Annotated in this window: 19 protein-coding genes; 10 read left to right on the top strand and 9 right to left on the bottom strand. The window is 70.4% G+C overall.

What is annotated here, in order from left to right:
• Positions 1 to 24: 24 nt before the first annotated feature.
• The gene (locus ACQEV8_RS35415) at positions 25 to 1,233 is read left to right on the top strand and encodes a pyridoxal phosphate-dependent aminotransferase (protein WP_432968730.1); all 1,209 of its coding nucleotides are present in this window, start codon (positions 25 to 27) and stop codon (positions 1,231 to 1,233) included.
• A 14-nt stretch (positions 1,234 to 1,247) separates the two neighbouring features.
• Here the strand turns inward: ACQEV8_RS35415 and ACQEV8_RS35410 are convergent, their stop codons facing one another.
• Entirely contained in the window at positions 1,248 to 1,724 is a 477-nt protein-coding gene (locus ACQEV8_RS35410; protein WP_432968727.1) for an ATP-binding protein, read from the bottom strand.
• Positions 1,725 to 1,920: 196 nt separating this feature from the next.
• Between ACQEV8_RS35410 and ACQEV8_RS35405 the strand changes: the two genes are divergently transcribed.
• Together ACQEV8_RS35405 and ACQEV8_RS35400 are read left to right on the top strand one after the other, a co-directional pair.
• Complete coding sequence (locus tag ACQEV8_RS35405) at positions 1,921 to 2,745, top strand: helix-turn-helix domain-containing protein (protein WP_432973217.1); 825 nt, start codon at positions 1,921 to 1,923, stop codon at positions 2,743 to 2,745.
• Positions 2,742 to 2,948 carry a DUF397 domain-containing protein gene (locus tag ACQEV8_RS35400; protein ID WP_432968724.1) on the top strand — a complete coding sequence of 69 codons (207 nt, stop codon included), beginning with the start codon at positions 2,742 to 2,744 and terminating at the stop codon, positions 2,946 to 2,948. The genes ACQEV8_RS35405 and ACQEV8_RS35400 overlap by 4 nt, the downstream gene beginning before the upstream one ends.
• A 59-nt stretch (positions 2,949 to 3,007) precedes the next feature.
• On the opposite strand, the gene ACQEV8_RS35395 is transcribed toward ACQEV8_RS35400, so the two are convergent.
• Entirely contained in the window at positions 3,008 to 3,892 is an 885-nt protein-coding gene (locus ACQEV8_RS35395) for a winged helix-turn-helix transcriptional regulator (RefSeq protein ID WP_432968721.1), read from the bottom strand.
• A gap of 130 nt (positions 3,893 to 4,022) precedes the next feature.
• Here ACQEV8_RS35395 and ACQEV8_RS35390 point away from each other — a divergent pair, with 130 nt between their 5' ends.
• The 3 genes from ACQEV8_RS35390 (at position 4,023) to ACQEV8_RS35380 (ending at position 6,547) form a co-directional block, all read left to right on the top strand.
• The gene (locus ACQEV8_RS35390) at positions 4,023 to 5,279 is read left to right on the top strand and encodes an MFS transporter (RefSeq protein WP_432968718.1); all 1,257 of its coding nucleotides are present in this window, start codon (positions 4,023 to 4,025) and stop codon (positions 5,277 to 5,279) included.
• 144 nt (positions 5,280 to 5,423) lie between these two features.
• Entirely contained in the window at positions 5,424 to 6,059 is a 636-nt protein-coding gene (locus tag ACQEV8_RS35385; protein WP_432968715.1) for a hypothetical protein, read from the top strand.
• A 65-nt stretch (positions 6,060 to 6,124) separates the two neighbouring features.
• Positions 6,125 to 6,547: an acyl-CoA thioesterase gene (locus ACQEV8_RS35380; RefSeq protein ID WP_432968712.1), complete on the top strand. Its 423-nt coding sequence runs from the start codon at positions 6,125 to 6,127 to the stop codon at positions 6,545 to 6,547.
• Here the strand turns inward: ACQEV8_RS35380 and ACQEV8_RS35375 are convergent.
• From ACQEV8_RS35375 to ACQEV8_RS35345, 7 genes are all read right to left on the bottom strand, one after another.
• Positions 6,544 to 7,917, bottom strand: coding sequence for a nucleobase:cation symporter-2 family protein (locus ACQEV8_RS35375; RefSeq protein ID WP_432968709.1), 1,374 nt, complete (start codon positions 7,915 to 7,917; stop codon positions 6,544 to 6,546). The genes ACQEV8_RS35380 and ACQEV8_RS35375 overlap by 4 nt on opposite strands.
• A 215-nt stretch (positions 7,918 to 8,132) precedes the next feature.
• The gene (locus ACQEV8_RS35370; RefSeq protein ID WP_432968706.1) at positions 8,133 to 9,512 is read right to left on the bottom strand and encodes an 8-oxoguanine deaminase; all 1,380 of its coding nucleotides are present in this window, start codon (positions 9,510 to 9,512) and stop codon (positions 8,133 to 8,135) included.
• A 108-nt stretch (positions 9,513 to 9,620) separates the two neighbouring features.
• Entirely contained in the window at positions 9,621 to 10,544 is a 924-nt protein-coding gene (gene pucL, locus ACQEV8_RS35365; protein ID WP_432968703.1) for a factor-independent urate hydroxylase, read from the bottom strand.
• Positions 10,545 to 10,548: 4 nt separating this feature from the next.
• Positions 10,549 to 10,962, bottom strand: coding sequence for a hydroxyisourate hydrolase (gene uraH, locus ACQEV8_RS35360; protein WP_432968700.1), 414 nt, complete (start codon positions 10,960 to 10,962; stop codon positions 10,549 to 10,551).
• Between the two features lie 15 nt (positions 10,963 to 10,977).
• Positions 10,978 to 11,487 carry a 2-oxo-4-hydroxy-4-carboxy-5-ureidoimidazoline decarboxylase gene (gene uraD, locus ACQEV8_RS35355; RefSeq protein ID WP_432968696.1) on the bottom strand — a complete coding sequence of 170 codons (510 nt, stop codon included), beginning with the start codon at positions 11,485 to 11,487 and terminating at the stop codon, positions 10,978 to 10,980.
• 129 nt (positions 11,488 to 11,616) lie between these two features.
• Complete coding sequence (locus tag ACQEV8_RS35350) at positions 11,617 to 11,982, bottom strand: helix-turn-helix domain-containing protein (protein ID WP_193476813.1); 366 nt, start codon at positions 11,980 to 11,982, stop codon at positions 11,617 to 11,619.
• Positions 11,979 to 12,230: a hypothetical protein gene (locus tag ACQEV8_RS35345; RefSeq protein WP_184588829.1), complete on the bottom strand. Its 252-nt coding sequence runs from the start codon at positions 12,228 to 12,230 to the stop codon at positions 11,979 to 11,981. Before ACQEV8_RS35345 ends, ACQEV8_RS35350 begins: the two co-directional genes overlap by 4 nt.
• A 156-nt stretch (positions 12,231 to 12,386) precedes the next feature.
• Between ACQEV8_RS35345 and ACQEV8_RS35340 the strand changes: the two genes are divergently transcribed.
• From ACQEV8_RS35340 to ACQEV8_RS35325, 4 genes are all read left to right on the top strand, one after another.
• Entirely contained in the window at positions 12,387 to 13,208 is an 822-nt protein-coding gene (locus ACQEV8_RS35340; RefSeq protein WP_432968690.1) for a TIM barrel protein, read from the top strand.
• Between the two features lie 24 nt (positions 13,209 to 13,232).
• Positions 13,233 to 14,126, top strand: coding sequence for a 2-hydroxy-3-oxopropionate reductase (locus tag ACQEV8_RS35335; protein ID WP_432968687.1), 894 nt, complete (start codon positions 13,233 to 13,235; stop codon positions 14,124 to 14,126).
• Positions 14,127 to 14,333: 207 nt separating this feature from the next.
• Positions 14,334 to 15,791 carry a catalase gene (locus ACQEV8_RS35330; protein WP_432968684.1) on the top strand — a complete coding sequence of 486 codons (1,458 nt, stop codon included), beginning with the start codon at positions 14,334 to 14,336 and terminating at the stop codon, positions 15,789 to 15,791.
• A gap of 312 nt (positions 15,792 to 16,103) precedes the next feature.
• Positions 16,104 to 16,340, top strand: a complete 237-nt coding sequence (locus tag ACQEV8_RS35325) for a hypothetical protein (RefSeq protein ID WP_432968681.1) — start codon at positions 16,104 to 16,106, stop codon at positions 16,338 to 16,340.
• Positions 16,341 to 16,430 lie beyond the last annotated feature (90 nt).

The following is a 16,430-nucleotide window of genomic DNA, read 5'->3' as shown; positions in this document are numbered from 1 at the left end:
AAACGGCCGAGGGGAAGCGCGCGCATGGAGTTCCGGCAGTCGAGCAAGCTCAGCGAGGTCTGTTACGAGATCCGCGGCCCGGTCATCGAGCACGCCAACGCGCTGGAGGAGGCGGGTCACAGTGTGCTGCGCCTGAACACCGGCAACCCCGCGCTCTTCGGGTTCGAGGCGCCGGAGGAGATCCTCCAGGACATGATCCGGATGCTGCCGCAGGCACACGGCTACACCGACTCGCGCGGCATCCTGTCGGCCCGCCGGGCGGTGGCCCAGCGCTACCAGACGCTGGGCCTGGAGGTCGGCGTCGACGACGTCTTCCTCGGCAACGGCGTGTCGGAACTGGTCTCCATGGCCGTGCAGGCACTGCTCGAGGACGGCGACGAGGTCCTGATCCCCGCCCCGGACTTCCCCCTGTGGACCGCGGTGACGACCCTCGCGGGCGGCAAGGCGGTCCACTACCTCTGCGACGAGCAGGCCGACTGGTACCCCGACCTGGACGACATGGCCTCGAAGATCACGGACCGGACCAAGGCGGTCGTGATCATCAACCCGAACAACCCCACCGGCGCGGTCTACCCGAAGGAGATCGTCGAGGGCATCCTCGACCTCGCCCGGCGGCACGGCCTGATGGTGTTCGCCGACGAGATCTACGACCAGATCCTCTACGACGACGCCGTGCACCACTCGGCCGCCGCACTCGCCCCCGACCTGGTCGTCCTCACCTTCTGCGGACTGTCGAAGACCTACCGCGTGGCGGGCTTCCGCTCCGGCTGGCTGGTGGTCACGGGCCCGAGGCAGCACGCCAAGGACTACGTGGAGGGCCTCACCATGCTGGCCTCCATGCGGCTGTGCGCCAACGCGCCCGCCCAGTACGCCATCCAGGCCGCGCTCGGCGGCCGGCAGTCCATCGGCGACCTCACCAGGCCGGGCGGGCGACTGCTGGAGCAGCGGGACGTGGCCTGGCAGAAGCTCAACGAGATCCCTGGTGTGACCTGCGTGAAGCCGAAGGGCGCGCTGTACGCCTTCCCGCGCATCGACCCCAAGGTGCACAAGATCCACGACGACGAGAAGTTCGTCCTCGACCTGCTGCTGCGCGAGAAGATCCAGGTGGTCCAGGGCACGGGCTTCAACTGGCCGACCCCGGATCACTTCCGGATCCTGACCCTGCCGCACGCCGATGATCTGGAGGCGGCCATCGGGCGGATCGGGCGGTTCCTCGGCGGGTACCGGCAGTAGCGGCCGGCCGGCGGTCACCCCAGGGCGACTTCGCACCAGACGGTCTTGGTGTAGGGATCGCCGCAGGTCGTTCCCCAGTGGGTGGACAGGGCTTCGACGAGGAGGAGGCCCCGTCCGGAGACCAGGTCGGGCGCGGGCGCGGGGAGGGTGCCGGGTGCGGGTGGGCGGCGGTCGGGACGCGGGTCCGTGACTTCGATACGGAGGGCGGGGTCCGCCGAGTAGAGGGTCAGTCGCAGTCGGAAGTCACGCCCTCGCGCGCGACCGTGCCGGATCGCGTTCGTGGCGAGTTCGGCCACGAGGAGTGAGGTCGTGCGGTTGGGCTCACTGTCGTAGGACCAGCCCCAGCGGTGGAGTTGCTCTGCAGCGAGGCGACGGGCGAGGCGGGCGCCTCTGGGGGTGGCCGAGAGACGGATCCCGAAGTCGCCGGTGGGACCGGCGGGTCGGGCGGGCTCAAGGCCGAGGGCCGTCGAGTGGGCAATATCGGCGTTCATGTCACTCAGCGTGGTCGGATGTCTCTACGCTGACCAGCAACGACGACGGTACGCAGCGTCACTGTCCGGTCGCTGTCCGGCTCTGTCCGGGCGGCGTGGCGTTACGCGGTGCGGTGGTGCGGAGTTGGGTTCGGGCGGCAGGTGGAGGTGTCCGGGTGTGGGCGTGACGGCGCAGGAGTCGCAGAACGGGGACGGGATGGAGCCGTACGGTGCCGACGATGAGGAGTCGGCAGGGGTACTGCGGACGGTCGGCAGGATCATCAAGACCTGCCGCGAACGGAAGGGGCTCCGACAGGCCGAGTTGGGGACGGCCATCGGGTACAGCGAGGAGCAGGTGTCCTCGGTTGAGCGGGGGCGGCGGGCGCCGAGTCCGACGTTTCTGGAGGCGGCCGATCAGGTGCTGGACGCCGGAGGCCTGATCGTCGGGCTGCGCAGGGACGTGGAGGAGGTCCGGTATCCGAAGAAGGTGCGGGATCTGGCGAAGTTGGAGGCCGAGGCCGTCGAGCTGTGCGCCTACGCCAACTCCGTCGTCCATGGCCTGCTCCAGACACCGGAGTACGCGGGAGCGCTGTACGGGATGCGGCGTCCGCCCTTCCCCGAGGACGAGGTCGAACGGCTCGTCGCCGCACGCTTGGCGCGGCAGGAGATCTTCGACCGGCAGCCCAGTCCCGTCTTCAGTTTCGTCCTGGAAGAGGTGACGCTGCGCCGTCCGCTCGGGGGCAGAATGGTGATGCGGAAGCAGCTCGAACGGCTGTTGGAGGTTGGTCGGCGGCGAAACGTGGAGATCCAGGTGATGCCCACGGATCGTGAGGACCACGCCGGTCTGGACGGATCGCTCCAGTTGCTGCGCGTTCAGAAGGGAGACACGGTGGCGCACAACGAGGTGCAGCTCACCAGTCGCCTGATCTCGCATCCCAAGGAGATCCAGGTCTTCGAGGTCCGCTATGGCATCATCCGGGCCCAAGCTCTCACGCCCCGCGAGTCGCTGGCCTTTATTGAGAAAGTATTGGGAGAGACATGATGACCAATCCCACGTCGGGCAACGGTTCCGCGCTGGAGTGGTTCAAGAGCAGTTACAGCACCGCTGACGGCCCGGAGTGCGTGGAGGTCGCCTTCGCGCCCCAGAGCATTCACATACGGGACTCGAAGCGCGTGCAGGGCCCGCGACTCGCTTTCGGGGCTCAGCAGTGGGCCGCCTTCGTCTCGTACGCCGCAGATCACTGATGTACGCCCCACTGACGCCCCGCGTCCGGTTCCGTACCGGGCCCGGGGCGTCGACTCGTTCACTTCCCCGCCGCCACCGCCCGTACCACCGCCAGCGCCTCGCGCACCGCCGCCGGGATGTCCGTCACCGGGAAGTGCGCCTGGCGCACCACGCGTTCGCGGTCCACCACCAGCACTGCCCGCTTCACCCGCAGCACCTGCCCTGCACGGAACACCGGAAGCCGCAGGGCGGCGGCGAGGCGCAGGTCGACGTCTGAGAGCAGAGTGAACGGAATGCCCTCCTCGGCCGCGAACACCCGCTGCTCGTCCGGGCGTTGTGTACTCACGCCGCGCACTTCGGCGCCCGCCGCGCGGAAGTCGTCGTACGCGTCCCGGAACAACCGGTTCTCCAGCGTGCAGCCGATGGCACCCGGAATGTCGGCCCACCCGTCCGGCAACGGACCCGGGCGACCGGTCGCGGGGTAGCAGAACAGCACGGTGGCAGCGGCCTCGGCCACCGGGTCCAGCGGCTCACCGTCCCGGTGCCCTGGCAGTTCGAGGATCGGCAGCCGCTCGCCCACCAGGCCCGCCACCCGCAGCGCCTCCGCACTGTCCGCGCCGGCCGTGCCGCTCAGCGAGCCGTCGCCGAGCAGCCAGCGGTCCGCCCAGTCCTGCATCGAGAGCAGCACGGGCAACAGTCCCCGCCCGCTCTCCGTAAGCCGGTACTCGTACCGCACCGGGCCACTCTGATACGGAACCCTCTCCAGGACGTCCGCCTCCACCAGGTGCGCGAGTCGCTCGGTCAGGACCTTCCGGGAGATCCCCAACTCGCCCTGAAGCGCGTCGAACCGGTGGTGCCCGCGTGCGGTCTCCCTGACCAGGAGCAGGCTCCACCAGTCCCCGACGACCGCCGCCGCCTGCGCGATCGCACAGGCGGCGTCCCGCTGGGGCACTGACCTGACCATGAGCCTCCTGTCTCGCGGATCCAACATCCGGGCTTCGAAACCATCTTGCGCCATGAGGTCAGTTCCGGATAGGAACTGATTCGAGGTCAGGTAAGTTCCCAAAAGAGACTCACTGAAGGGTGGGCACCGCATGAGCGAGACGCCGACGGTCCCGGAGCGCGATCTCAACCGCACTCACCCCGCGACCACGCCTCCGGCCGTCTTCTGGCGCTACTGGGCCGCTGCCACCGTCAGCAACGCGGGCACAGCCGTCACCGCTCTCGCCTTAACTCTGGTCGCCCTCACAGTCCTCGACGCCACCGCGTTCCAGGCCGCCCTGCTCGCCGCCGCCGGACAGATCTCCTGGCTGCTGCTCAGCCTCCCGGCCGGAGTGATCGCCCAGCGCGTCCCGCTCCGCCGCCTCCAAGTCACCCTCGATCTCGTACGGTTCGCCGCCGTCGGATCCCTCCCGCTCGCCTGGTGGCTCGACCGGCTCACCTACCAGCACCTGTTGCTCGCCGCTCTGGTCACCGGCGCCGCGACCGTGCTCTTCGACATCGGGAACTCGACCTTTCTGCCCGCCATCGTCCCGGACCGGCAGCTCGCCGCCCGCAACAGCCTGATGTCCGGCACGCACGCCGTCACCGAGACCGGAGGGCCTTCCGGGGGCGGCCTCCTCGTGCACGCCACGGGCCCGGTCGGCGCACTGCTCGTGGACTCGGCCAGCTACCTGCTCTCCGCCGTGCTGCTGCGTACCCTCCCTGAGCGCCGTCCCGCTCCCCGCTCCGGCGACGGCGCCCTCCGGCTGATCCGCGAGGGCTGGACGTATGTGACGCGGCACCCGGTGATGCTGCCCTGCATGCTCTGGGCCACCGCCACGAACTTCGTCTGCGCCGCCCTGGTCGCCCTCACTCCCCTGTACCTGGTCCGGGAGGCCGGACTGACGCCCGCCCAACTCGGCTTGGTGCTGGCCATGGAGGGAGTCGGAGCGCTCGCGGGATCCGCCGTGGCGGTCCGGCTCACCCGGCGGTTCGGCACGGCCCGGGGCCTGGTCGGCACGGCGCTGGCCGGCGGGGGTGCCGCCCTGCTGGCTCCACTGACCACATCCGCCGCCGACGCGTACTGGTTCGCCCTGGGCAATGCCGGCTTCGCCTTCGGCGTCGCCATCGGGTCGATCACCACCCGCACCCACCGCCAGACCGAGTCTCCGCCCGCGCTTCTCTCCCGTGTCATGGCCACCGTCCGCTTCGTCTCGTGGGGCGCCCAGCCCCTCGGCGCTCTCACCGCCGGCCTGCTCGCCACGTACGTGGGGACGCAGGCGACCCTGTGGACGGTGTGCGCGGCCGCGCTCCTGCCGCCGCTGTATCTGCTCACGGTGCCGGTGGGCCGCCGCCGGGACCTTGTCTGACACGAACGCCCCGGGCGGGGAGCGCGGCGGGCCGTGCCGCGGGCGAGGAGTGGTCCCGGCGGGGAATGTCAGTGGCGGGTCGTAGCCTTCGAGCAGGTGGGGCGAGTGCCCCGGGGCCTGTCCGAGGCCGGAGAGGAGCGCGCCGTGACCCGACCGCCGACCGCCGCGCAGCGGAGTGTCATCGACGCCGCCGACCCGGTCACCGGGCGGCTCAGGGGGACGGAGGCACAGCTCGCCGCCCTGGTGAAGCGCGGTCTCGCCTTCCGGCACCCCCGGCCGCCGCACGATCACTTTCTGACGCCGGAGGGGCATCGGGTACGGCAGGGCGTGACGGGGACGCCCGAGCCGGCCGGTGAGGCCCCCGCGTCGGCGGGTGTCTTCGCGGCGCGCGTCGGGGGCGAGGCGACCGCGCCGGAAACCGGGCGTCCGGCCCGGCGCCGCGAGGTGCACAGCGCCTGGCAGGGCCTGGTGGAGCTGCGCCGGATGACCAACCCGGACGGGGCCACGGACCGGCCGTGCGGCTGGGAGCGTACGCATCTGGCTCAGGCCGCCGCGCTCGCCCTGGAGGCGGCCGGGCACCAGCCGGCCGTACAGGGCTCCGAGGGGGGATACCGGGTGCGGACGACCCCGCAGCCGGAGGCCGTGGCCGTGCACGAGCCGGACGGCGAGGCACTGCGCGCCTGCGCGGCCACACTGGAAGGGGCAGGCTGGCAGGTGAGCGACCACCGCGAACCGCGCACCGGAAACCGGTATCTCCTGGCTTCGCCGCGCCGAGCGTGATGGACATGCCAAGATCAGTGGATCGTTGCGCGATGCATGAGAGTCCGGTGCGAGAAGGGAATGCCGTGAGCGAGCCGTTTTCCGTCCCTGTGACCGTCCGTGGTTACGAGACCGACGTACAGGGTCACCTCAACCAGAGCGTGTACCTGAACTACGCGGAGCACGCCCGCTGGTCGCTGCTGCACGCCGCGGGGATCAGCCAGTCCGCGCTCACGGGGACCGGTGTGGGCCCGGTGGCCCTGGAGACGACCATCCGCTACAAACGGGAGCTGCTCGCGGGCGACGAGGTCGAGGTGACCTGCGCCTTCGACTGGGGCAGCGGCAAGACGTTCCGTATCGAGCAGACCGTCCGCAAGACCGACGGCACGGTGGCCGCCGAGATCACGGCGGTCGGCGGCGTCCTGGATCTCAAGGAACGCAGGCTGGTCGCCGACCCCGCGAAGGTCTTCAAGGAACTGGCCACGGACCCGGGGTTGTTCGGGCTCTAGGCGGCCCGGCTCGCGCCGGTGATCTCCTCGCCCGCCTCCATGGGGTGGGTGACGTCCCGCGCGTCCTTGTTGCCCAGGTGGTTGAAGACCAGGTTCAGCAGGACCGCCGCCACGCATCCCGTGGAGATGCCCGAGTCCAGGACGATCCGCGCCGTCTCGGGGAACGCGTGGTAGAACTCCGGCGCCGTGATGGGGATGATGCCGACGGCCAGGGAGACGGCCACGATCAGGACGTTGTTGTCCTTGTCCAGGCCGGCCCTGACCAGGGTCTGGATGCCGCTGGCGGCGACCGAGCCGAACAGGACCACGCCCGCGCCGCCGAGCACCGGGCGCGGTACGACGGCGATCAGGGATGCGGCCATGGGGCACAGGCCCATCAGCACCAGGAAGCCGCCGCCGGTGGCGACGACGTACCGGCTGCGGATCCTCGTCATGGCGACCAGGCCGATGTTCTGCGCGAAGGCGCTGCACATGAAGCCGTTGAAGAGCGGGCTGATCGCCGAGCCGAGGGTGTCGGCGCGCAGGCCGGCCGCGATGGTCTTCTCGTCGGCCGGGCGGTCGACTATCTCGCCCAACGCCAGCATGTCGGCGGTCGATTCGGTCATCGAGACCACCATCACCACGCACAGCGAGATGATCGCGGCCAGCTGGAACTGCGGGGCGCCGAAGTGGAACGGGGTCGGGAAGCCGATGACGGCCGCGTCCGCGACAGGGCCGAAGTCCGTGGCGCCGAAGGGGATCGCGATCAGCGTGCCGGCGACCAGGCCGAGCAGCACCGCGATCTGCTTGACGAAGCCGGTGGTGAAGCGGCGCAGGAGCAGCACGATCAGCAGGGTGACGGCGGCCAGCCCCAGGTTGGTCGCCGAACCGTAGTCGTGCGCCGCAGGGTCGGGTCCCTGCGCCCAGCCGAAGGCGACCGGGAGGAGGGAGATGCCGATGAGGGTGATGACCGTCCCGGTGACCACCGGCGGGAAGAAGCGCACCGCCTTGCTGAAGAAAGGGGCGGCGATGAAGCCCAGGAGTCCGGCGACGATGACCGCGCCGAAGATGATCGGCAGGGCGTCGGACTTGTCCTCGGTGGCGGCGACGATCGCGGTCATGGGGGCGACACCGGCGAAGGTGACGCCGTTGACGAAGGGCAGCCGGGCGCCGATCTTCCAGATGCCCAGGGTCTGCAGGAACGTGGCGAGGCCCGCGGTGAACAGGCAGGCTCCGGTGAGGAAGGTCAGGTCGGTGGCGGTCAGGCCGATGGCCGCGCCGACGATCAGGGGTGGGGCGACGACTCCGGCGTACATGGCGGCCACGTGCTGGAGGCCGGTCGTCGCCATCTTGAGCGCGGGGAGTTTCTCGTCAACGGGGTGGTCGGCCACGGCGGCGTCCCTCCGGTCGGGTACACGGCCGCGTCGCATCGCTGCCGTGGGTGTCAAGGAGGTGGTGCGGGTGGTCGTGCGGGACCGGACATGCGGGTGACGGTGACCGTTCCGGGGCGCACGCATCCGCGCGCCCCGGAGACGGCGCCGTGGTCCCCGCTCGGGTCCACGGCCACCGGCCGGGAGCCGTCCCTCCCGGCCGGAGTCAGGGGTGTTCAGCCCTGCGCGGCGATCCTCGCCAGCCGCTGGGCCTCGTCCCGCGTCGCGCGGGCGATGGCGTCCTCGTCGGCCGTGAGCAGCCGCCCGTCCTCGACGATCTGCCGGCCGTCGACGAAGGAGGCGGTGACCGGGGCGGCCGCGCCGAAGACCAGGGCGGTCACGGGGTCGGCGATGGAGGCGTGGGCGACCGTGTCCAGCTTCCACAGGACGAGGTCGGCGAGCTTGCCCGGCTCGAGGGAGCCGGTCTCCGCCGCCCGGCCCAGGACCTGGGCGCCGCCGTAGGTGCCCAGGCGCAGGGCCTGACGGGCGTTCAGCGCGGCTTCCCTGTGCGGGCCGAGGCGGTTGATGAGGAGGGCGTTGCGCAGCTCGGTGTGGAGTTCGCCGGACTCGTTCGAGGCGGTGCCGTCGACGCCGAGGCCGACCGGGACGCCGGCCGCCAGCATGTCCGGGACCCGGGCGATACCGGCCGCGAGACGGGCGTTGGAGGAGGGGCAGTGCGCGACGCCCGTCCCGGTCCGGGCGAAGGCGGCGATGTCGGAGTCGTTCATGTGGACGCAGTGCGCCATCCACACGTCCTCGCCGAGCCAGCCGGTGGACTCGAAGTAGTCGGTCGGGCCCATGCCGAACAGTTCGTGGCAGAACTTCTCCTCCTCCACGGTCTCCGAACCGTGGGTGTGGAGCCGTACGCCGAGCCGGCGGGCGAGCTGGGCGCCGTCCCGCAGCAGTGCGGTGGAGACGGAGAAGGGCGAGCAGGGCGCGACGGCGATCTGGGTCATGGCGTCGAAGGACGAGTCGTGGTGCTGCCGGACGGTCTCCTCGGTCGCGGCCAGCGCGCCGTCCAGGGTCTCGACGGCGAAGTCCGGGGGCAGGCCGCCGTCCTTCTCGCTGCGGTCCATGGAGCCGCGCGCGAGGGTGAAGCGGACGCCCATGTCGCGGGCGGCGCCGATGATCGCGCCGGACAGGTCGCCGGAGCCCCGCGGGAAGACGTAGTGGTGGTCCATGGCGGTGGTGACGCCGCCGCGGGCCATCACCGCGAGCGAGCCCTGGGCCGCCGCGCGCACCATCGGCTCGTCGATGCGGGCCCAGACCGGGTACAGCGCGACCAGCCAGTCGAAGAGATTGTGGTCCGTCGCCAGACCCCGGGTGATCCACTGGTAGAAGTGGTGGTGGGTGTTGACCAGGCCGGGGGTGACGAGGTGGCCGGAGGCGTCGATACGGCGGGCCACGTTCTCCAGGCCCTCGGGGGCCAGGCCCGCGCCGAGGGACTCGATGCGGTTGCCGGCGACGACGACGTACCCGGAGGCGTACTCGGTGTCGTCCGCGTCGACGGTCGCGATCGCGCAGTTCTCGATGACGATGCGCCGGTCTGCTGCCATGGTTCGTCCTTTGCGCTGTTGTGGAGTGGGCACGGCAGGACCCCGGAAGTTTGAGTGCCGTGGCCGGAGAGGCGGGTTCCCCGGCCACGGGTGCCGAAAGAGGGAACGTCAGAGATTGGTGAGGTCCACGGGGATGCGCGGCTCGCAGCCGTCCCGCAGGATCGTCGCCTCGATCAGGCCGTAGGGGCGGTCGGCGGCGAAGTACACCTCATTGTCGTTCTTCAGCCCGAACGGCTCCAGGTCGACCAGGAAGTGGTGCTTGTTCGGCAGGGAGAACCGGACCTCGTCGATCTCGCCGCGGTTCTCGATGATCCGCGAACCCATCTGGTACAGGGTCTGCTGGAGCGACAGCGAGTACGTCTCGGCGAAGGCCTGGAGCATGTGCTTCTTCGTCTGCTCGTAGGACTTCTCCCAGTGGGGCATGCGCTGGTCGTCGTCGGTCCAGTTGAAGCGCCAGCGGCCGGAGACCTGGGTGGCCAGGATGCGGTCGTAGGCCTCCTTCAGCGTCGTGTACTCGTCCTTGACGTAGCCCCAGAACTCGGAGTTGGTCGAGTTCATCACGACGAGGTCCTTCAGACCGGAGATCACCTCCCACGACGAGCCGTCGTACGTGATCTGCGTGAGCCGTGTCTCCTGGCCCTGGCGGACGAAGGAGTGCTTGACCTCGTCGGCGCCGATGAACCGCGAGTTGGAGTCGGCGGCCTCGATCCGCTCCCAGGTGTACTCCTCGATGCGGATCCGGGCCGTCCTGATCGGCTCCTGCGAGGTCACGAAGTGCCGGGCGAGGTGGATGCCGAACTGCTCGGCGGACTCTATGCCGTGCTCCTTGGCGAACGCGTACACCGTGTTCTTGGTGGTGTCGGTGGGGAGGACGTTGGCGTTGGAGCCGGAGTAGTGGACCTCCTCCATGTCGCCGCTCAGCGACACGGACACGTTCAGGTCCTTGATGTGGTGGGTGGCGCCGTCCCGCGTGATCTTTACGACTCGGTTCTCGGCCTTGCCGTACTGGTTCTGTCCCAGGATCGTGGGCATGTAGCTAGCTCCCTCGGTATACGGAGTAGCCGAACGGGTTGAGCAGCAGCGGTACGTGGTAGTGCTCGCCCGGTACGACGGCGAACGTGATCGCCACCTCCGGGAAGAACACACCGGCGCCGCTGTCCCGATTCGCGGGGGCGTCCTGCTGCGCATCGGCCTTCTTCTTCGCGACGTTCGCGAACTTCTCGAAGTACGGCTCCACCGCGAAGTCGAGCCGTACGTGGGTGGTCCCCTCCGGCAGGGCCGGGAGGTCCTTGCACCGCCCGTCCGCGTCGGTCGCGGAGCCGCCGAGCGCCTGCCACGCAGCGTCCCGGCCGCTACGGGCGGAGAGCTGGACGGCGACGCCCTCGGCGGGGCGGCCGACGCTGGTGTCCAGGATGTGGGTGGACACGGATGCGGTGGTGCTGGTGCTCATGGTCTGGCGTCCTCTTCAGTCTTCTTCGACGAGGCGGGCGAGCCGGATACGGTTGATCTTCCCCAGTTCGGTGCGGACGATCTCCCGCTCCCGCTCCGGCGGGTTGCCGATCCGTTCCCTGACCGCGTCGCGCATCTGCTCGCCGGTCCGGCCGGTGGCGCAGATCAGGAAGACATGGCCGAACCTCTCCTGGTAGGCGAGGTTCAGTTCGAGCATCTCCGCCTTGAGTGCGTCGGAGGCGCCGGACATGCCGCGCTGCTCCCGGGCGGAAGTGGGGTCGCCGGTCTTGGGACGGCCGATGGGCGGGTGGCCGGCCATGGCCTCTTCCAGGTCCGTGACCGTCAGTTCCGCCATGGCGGCGTCGCTCGCGGCGTACAGCTCCTCGGGGGTGGCGTAGGGGCGGGCGGCGAGCAGTCGCTTCGCCCACGCCGTGGAGGCGCACGCCTCGTGGAGCGCGGCGAAGGCCGCGTGCTCCTCGACGGTGTTGAACCGGGCCAGGCCCGGCGGCGTGGAAGGGGAAGTCACGGGAGCCTCCGTGGCCGGTTACGGCCTTCGTGCTGAACGGGCGTGCCGACAGCTAACGCCCTCCCGCGACGACACGTCAACAGTTTGTTGAAAATTCGCAGACGAGGATGGCGAGGGGACCGAGGCCGGTCAGGCCCCCTTCTCACGGTTCAAGTAGTTGTAGACGGTGAACCGGCTGACACCGAGGGCGCTCGCCACGGTCTCCACCCCGTGCCGCACGGAGAAGGCGCCCCGCGCCTCGAGTATCCGCACGACCTCCTGCTTCGCCTTGCGGTCCAGATCGGCCAGCGGGCCCTTGCGGCGCTCCATCGCGGCGAGGATGTGATCGAGGGAGTCGGCGAGCTGCGGCAGCCGTACGGCGACGGCGTCACCGCCCTCCCAGGAGAGGACGACGTCGTCGGGGCCGGCCTCGTCCGGCGGGATCATCTCTCCGCCCATGGCGTCGACCAGGGGCTTCACGGCCGCGATGAACGGCTCGTCCCCCGCGCCGCTCACGCCTCGCCCTCCTCGGCCACGTTGACCTGGAGCGAGATCCGGGTGGCGCCGGCCTCCAGGGCCTTGCGGAGCAGGGCGTCCACGGCGGTGAGCACCGCGTCGGCACCGCCCTCCGCGGTGTTGCCGAACGGGCCGACGTCCACCGCGTCCAGCTCGGCGGCCTCCACGACCTCGCGGGCCACCAGCGCGTGCGCGGGTGCCTCGTCCAGGTCGAAGGGCTCGGTCGTGAACTCCACTCTCAGTCGCACGCGCTCAACCTAACGCGCGGGACGGACTTTCCGGCAGCCCCTCTTGACAGCCCTCGGGCACCACCGGCAATCTTCCGTTAAGCAGAAATATGATTCCGCAATACGGAATATCTTCTGGAAGATACGTCGGAAGACAAGGAAGGGAGCGCCGCCCCGATGGGATTCGCAGACCAGCGCTTCAACGTCAACCTGTCGATCCTCTTCACGGAGCTCCCCCTCCTGGAGCGCCCCGCGGCCGCCGCCGCGGCGGGCTTCACCGCGGTCGAGCTGTGGTGGCCCTGGACCGACTCACCCGTCCCCGAGCGCTCCGAGCTCGACGCCCTGAAACGGGCGATCGAGGACGCGGGCGTCCGGCTCACCGGCCTGAACTTCTACGCCGGACAGCTCCCGGGCCCGGACCGCGGCGCCCTGTCGATCCCCGGTGAGGAGTCGGAGCGGTTCCGCGCCAACATCGACGTGGCCGCCGACTTCGCCGCCTCCCTGGGCTGCACGGCGCTCAACGCGCTGTACGGCAACCGCGTCGAGGGCGTGGACCCGGCCGAGCAGGACGCGCTCGCCTTGGAGAACCTGACCCTCGCGGCCCGAGCCGCCGACCGGATCGGCGCGGTCCTGCTGATCGAGGCGCTGAACCGGCCCGAGTCCCCGCTGTACCCGCTGGCGTCGGCCCCGGCGGCCGTGACCGTGGTCGACCGGGTCAACGAGGCGACGGGGCTGGGCAACGCCCGCTTCCTCATGGACCTCTACCACCTGTCCATGAACGGCGAGGACCTCCCCGCGGTGATCGAGCGGTACGCCGCGAAGACCGGTCACGTCCAGATCGCCGACAACCCCGGCCGCGGCGCCCCCGGGACGGGCTCGCTGCCCCTCGAAGACCTCCTCGACCAGCTGCGGAAGGCGGGCTACGACGGCTGGGTCGGCCTCGAGTACAAGCCGGGCGTCCGCCCGAGCACCGAGGCCTTCGACTGGCTGCCCCGCTGACCCCCGCACCGAAAGGCACCCATCATGAGCAATTCACTTCCCAAGGTCGCCTGGATCGGGCTCGGCATCATGGGCTCCCCCATGTCCGAGAACCTGATCAAGGCGGGCTACGACGTCACCGGCTTCACCCTGGAGCAGGACAAGCTGGACCGTCTCGCGGCGGCGGGCGGCACCGCCGCCCCCTCCATCGCCGAGGCCGTGAAGGACGCCGACGTCGTCATCACGATGGTCCCGGCCTCCCCCCAGGTCGAGGCCATCTCCTACGGCCCCGACGGCATCCTGGAGAACGCCAGGCCGGACGCCCTCGTGATCGACATGTCCTCGATCACGCCGCAGACCTCGGTCGACCTGGCGAAGGCCGCGAAGGACAAGGGCATCCGCGTCCTGGACGCCCCGGTGTCCGGCGGTGAGGCCGGCGCCATCGAGGCCGTGCTGTCCATCATGGTCGGCGGTGAGCAGTCCGACTTCGACACAGCGAAGCCGATCCTCGAGGCGCTCGGCAAGACCATCGTGCTGTGCGGCCCGCACGGCTCCGGCCAGACCGTGAAGGCCGCCAACCAGCTGATCGTCGCCGTGAACATCCAGGCGTGCGCCGAGGCCGTGGTCTTCCTCGAGAAGTCCGGCGTGGACCTGAAGGCGGCCCTGGACGTCCTCAACGGCGGGCTAGCCGGCTCGACGGTGCTGACCCGCAAGAAGGACAACTTCCTCGGCCGGGACTTCAAGCCGGGCTTCCGTATCGACCTGCACCACAAGGACATGGGCATCGTCACGGACGCCGCCCGCAATGTCGGCGCGGCCCTGCCCGTCGGCGCCGTGGTCGCGCAGCTGGTCGCGAGCCTGCGCGCGCAGGGCGACGGCGGCCTGGACCACTCGGCGCTGCTGCGGGCCGTGGAGCGGCTGTCCGGCGCCCAGCTCTGACCCCCTTCGGGCTTACGCAGCCCCGGGGACCCCAGACCCCGGGCGGCGCCGCCGCTGACATCTGTCCTGTCGCGCCCAAAGGGGCGGCGCCGCCCGGCCCAGCCATACCCATCACTTCAACAAACTGTTGACGCTCGGTTCACCCCGACCCTAGGCTCCACAAAGCGGAAACACTTTTCCGCTGCCCTCTCGTATCGGAAGGTCACGATGTCGCAGCGCGTGCTCACCACCGAGTCCGGCGCCCCCGTCGCCGACAACCAGAACTCCGCCACCGCCGGCACCGGCGGCCCGCTCCTGCTCCAGGACCAGCACCTGCTGGAGAAGCTGGCGCGCTTCAACCGCGAGCGCATTCCGGAGCGCGTGGTGCACGCCCGTGGCTCCGGCGCGTACGGTCACTTCGAAGTGACCGACGACGTCACCGACTTCACGCACGCCGACTTCCTGAGCACGGTCGGCAGGCGGACCGAGGTGTTCGTGCGCTTCTCCACCGTGGCCGACTCGCTCGGCGGCGCGGACGCGGTGCGCGACCCGCGTGGTTTCGCGGTCAAGTTCTATACGGAGGAGGGCAATTACGACCTCGTCGGGAACAACACCCCGGTGTTCTTCATCAAGGATCCGATCAAGTTCCCGGACTTCATCCACTCGCAGAAGCGCGACCCCTTCACGGGCCGTCAGGAGCCGGACAACGTCTGGGACTTCTGGGCGCACTCCCCCGAGGCCACGCACCAGGTGACCTGGCTGATGGGCGACCGCGGCATCCCGGCCTCGTACCGGCACATGAACGGCTACGGCTCCCACACCTACCAGTGGACGAACGGAGCGGGCGAGGCCTTCTTCGTCAAGTACCACTTCAAGACCAACCAGGGCGTCCGCTCCCTCAGCGCCGAGCAGGCCGCGGAGACCGCCGGCAGGGACGCGAACTCCCACCAGACGGATCTGCTCCAGGCCATCGAGCGGGGCGTGCGCCCGTCCTGGACCCTCTACGTCCAGCTCATGCCGGCGGCAGAGGCGGACGGCTACCGCTTCAACCCGTTCGACGTGACCAAGGTCTGGCCGCACCAGGACCACCCGCTGCGGCGCGTGGGCCGGCTGGTGCTGGACCGCAACCCGGACAACGTCTTCGCCGAGGTCGAGCAGGCCGCGTTCTCCCCGAACAACTTCGTGCCGGGCATCGGCCCCTCGCCCGACAAGATGCTCCAGGGCCGCCTGTTCGCCTACGCGGACGCCCACCGCTACCGCCTGGGCGTCAACCACACCCTGCTGGCCGTGAACGCCCCGAAGGCGACGACCGCACTGAACTACGGCCGCGACGGCCTCATGGCGACCAACGCCCAGGGCCGCGGAGCGAAGAACTACGAGCCGAACTCCTACGACGGCCCGGCCGAGACCGGCCGCCCGCTGTCGGCCCCGCTGGCGGTCGACGGCCACACAGGCACCCACGCGGCGCCCCTCCACACCAAGGACGACGACTTCTTCCAGGCCGGCGAGCTGTACCGGCTGATGTCCGCCGAGGAGAAGTCCCGGCTGATCGCGAACATCGCCGGCGGCCTCTCCCAGGTCTCCCGCGACGACGTGATCGAGAAGAACCTCGCGCACTTCCACGCCGCCGACCCCGAGTACGGGCGGCGCGTGGAGGAGGCGGTCCGCGCTCTGCGCGAGGACTGAACTCCCTGACCGCGTCCGACCGCGCGGGGCGACCCGGATGAGGGGTGGTCGCCCCGGGCACGGACTCGGGCAGGGTGTGGACCGCGGCGGCTGCGAGCCAGTGCGGTGGTGAAGGACCGGGAGCGGGCTTCTCGACCCGAGGGAAGACCGTTCCGGGCCCCGTCGCACCGCCGCGGTCCCAGCACTTCTCCCCTCCCTCCCCTCACAGACCCCGTCCGGCGGCGCGAATGTCCTGTCGCGCCCAGCCTCGCGCCGTCGGGCGGCCAGCTTGTTCAGGGTGCGGAACAGGTGCGTCCGCAGGAGCCTGAAGGCATGGCACCTCCCACCGAGCATCCGCATGTCGTGGTCCACTCCCCCGCCCTGGACGGATCCCGCCGGGTCACCCTGGGTGAGGAACCCCTGGGCGTGGCCACCCACGCCGACGACGTCGCCGAGATCCTGCGGCTGGCCGACCTGTACGTCACCGATGTCGCCGAGAGCGACCTCGTCGAGTGGCAGGGCGGCGGCCCGGACGACTGGCCGGGGCTGTCGGAGCACCACGACGCGTGAACACGCCTACGGCAGCGGTCGTAGGCCCCGTACGGCATCCTCAAATGAACCTCTGAACCCGGCCCCGGGGGCTTCAACCGCCCCGGGGCC

The sequence above is a fragment of the Streptomyces sp. CA-179760 genome (genome assembly GCF_050937045.1).
Classification (GTDB): domain Bacteria; phylum Actinomycetota; class Actinomycetes; order Streptomycetales; family Streptomycetaceae; genus Streptomyces.
Note: the sequence above shows the minus strand (reverse complement) of the source record. Positions and strands in the feature narration are given on the sequence as shown.

Bases quoted from the DNA above. Each gene is read 5' to 3' on its own strand.
- ACQEV8_RS35415 (WP_432968730.1), top strand. From the start codon at position 25: ATGGAGTTCCGGCAGTCGAGCAAGCTCAGCGAGGTCTGTTACGAGATC.
- ACQEV8_RS35410 (WP_432968727.1), bottom strand. From the start codon at position 1,724: ATGAACGCCGATATTGCCCACTCGACGGCCCTCGGCCTTGAGCCCGCC.
- ACQEV8_RS35405 (WP_432973217.1), top strand. From the start codon at position 1,921: ATGGAGCCGTACGGTGCCGACGATGAGGAGTCGGCAGGGGTACTGCGG.
- ACQEV8_RS35400 (WP_432968724.1), top strand. From the start codon at position 2,742: ATGATGACCAATCCCACGTCGGGCAACGGTTCCGCGCTGGAGTGGTTC.
- ACQEV8_RS35395 (WP_432968721.1), bottom strand. From the start codon at position 3,892: ATGGTCAGGTCAGTGCCCCAGCGGGACGCCGCCTGTGCGATCGCGCAG.
- ACQEV8_RS35390 (WP_432968718.1), top strand. From the start codon at position 4,023: ATGAGCGAGACGCCGACGGTCCCGGAGCGCGATCTCAACCGCACTCAC.
- ACQEV8_RS35370 (WP_432968706.1), bottom strand. From the start codon at position 9,512: ATGGCAGCAGACCGGCGCATCGTCATCGAGAACTGCGCGATCGCGACC.
- pucL (WP_432968703.1), bottom strand. From the start codon at position 10,544: ATGCCCACGATCCTGGGACAGAACCAGTACGGCAAGGCCGAGAACCGA.
- uraH (WP_432968700.1), bottom strand. From the start codon at position 10,962: ATGAGCACCAGCACCACCGCATCCGTGTCCACCCACATCCTGGACACC.
- ACQEV8_RS35340 (WP_432968690.1), top strand. From the start codon at position 12,387: ATGGGATTCGCAGACCAGCGCTTCAACGTCAACCTGTCGATCCTCTTC.
- ACQEV8_RS35335 (WP_432968687.1), top strand. From the start codon at position 13,233: ATGAGCAATTCACTTCCCAAGGTCGCCTGGATCGGGCTCGGCATCATG.
- ACQEV8_RS35330 (WP_432968684.1), top strand. From the start codon at position 14,334: ATGTCGCAGCGCGTGCTCACCACCGAGTCCGGCGCCCCCGTCGCCGAC.
- ACQEV8_RS35325 (WP_432968681.1), top strand. From the start codon at position 16,104: ATGGCACCTCCCACCGAGCATCCGCATGTCGTGGTCCACTCCCCCGCC.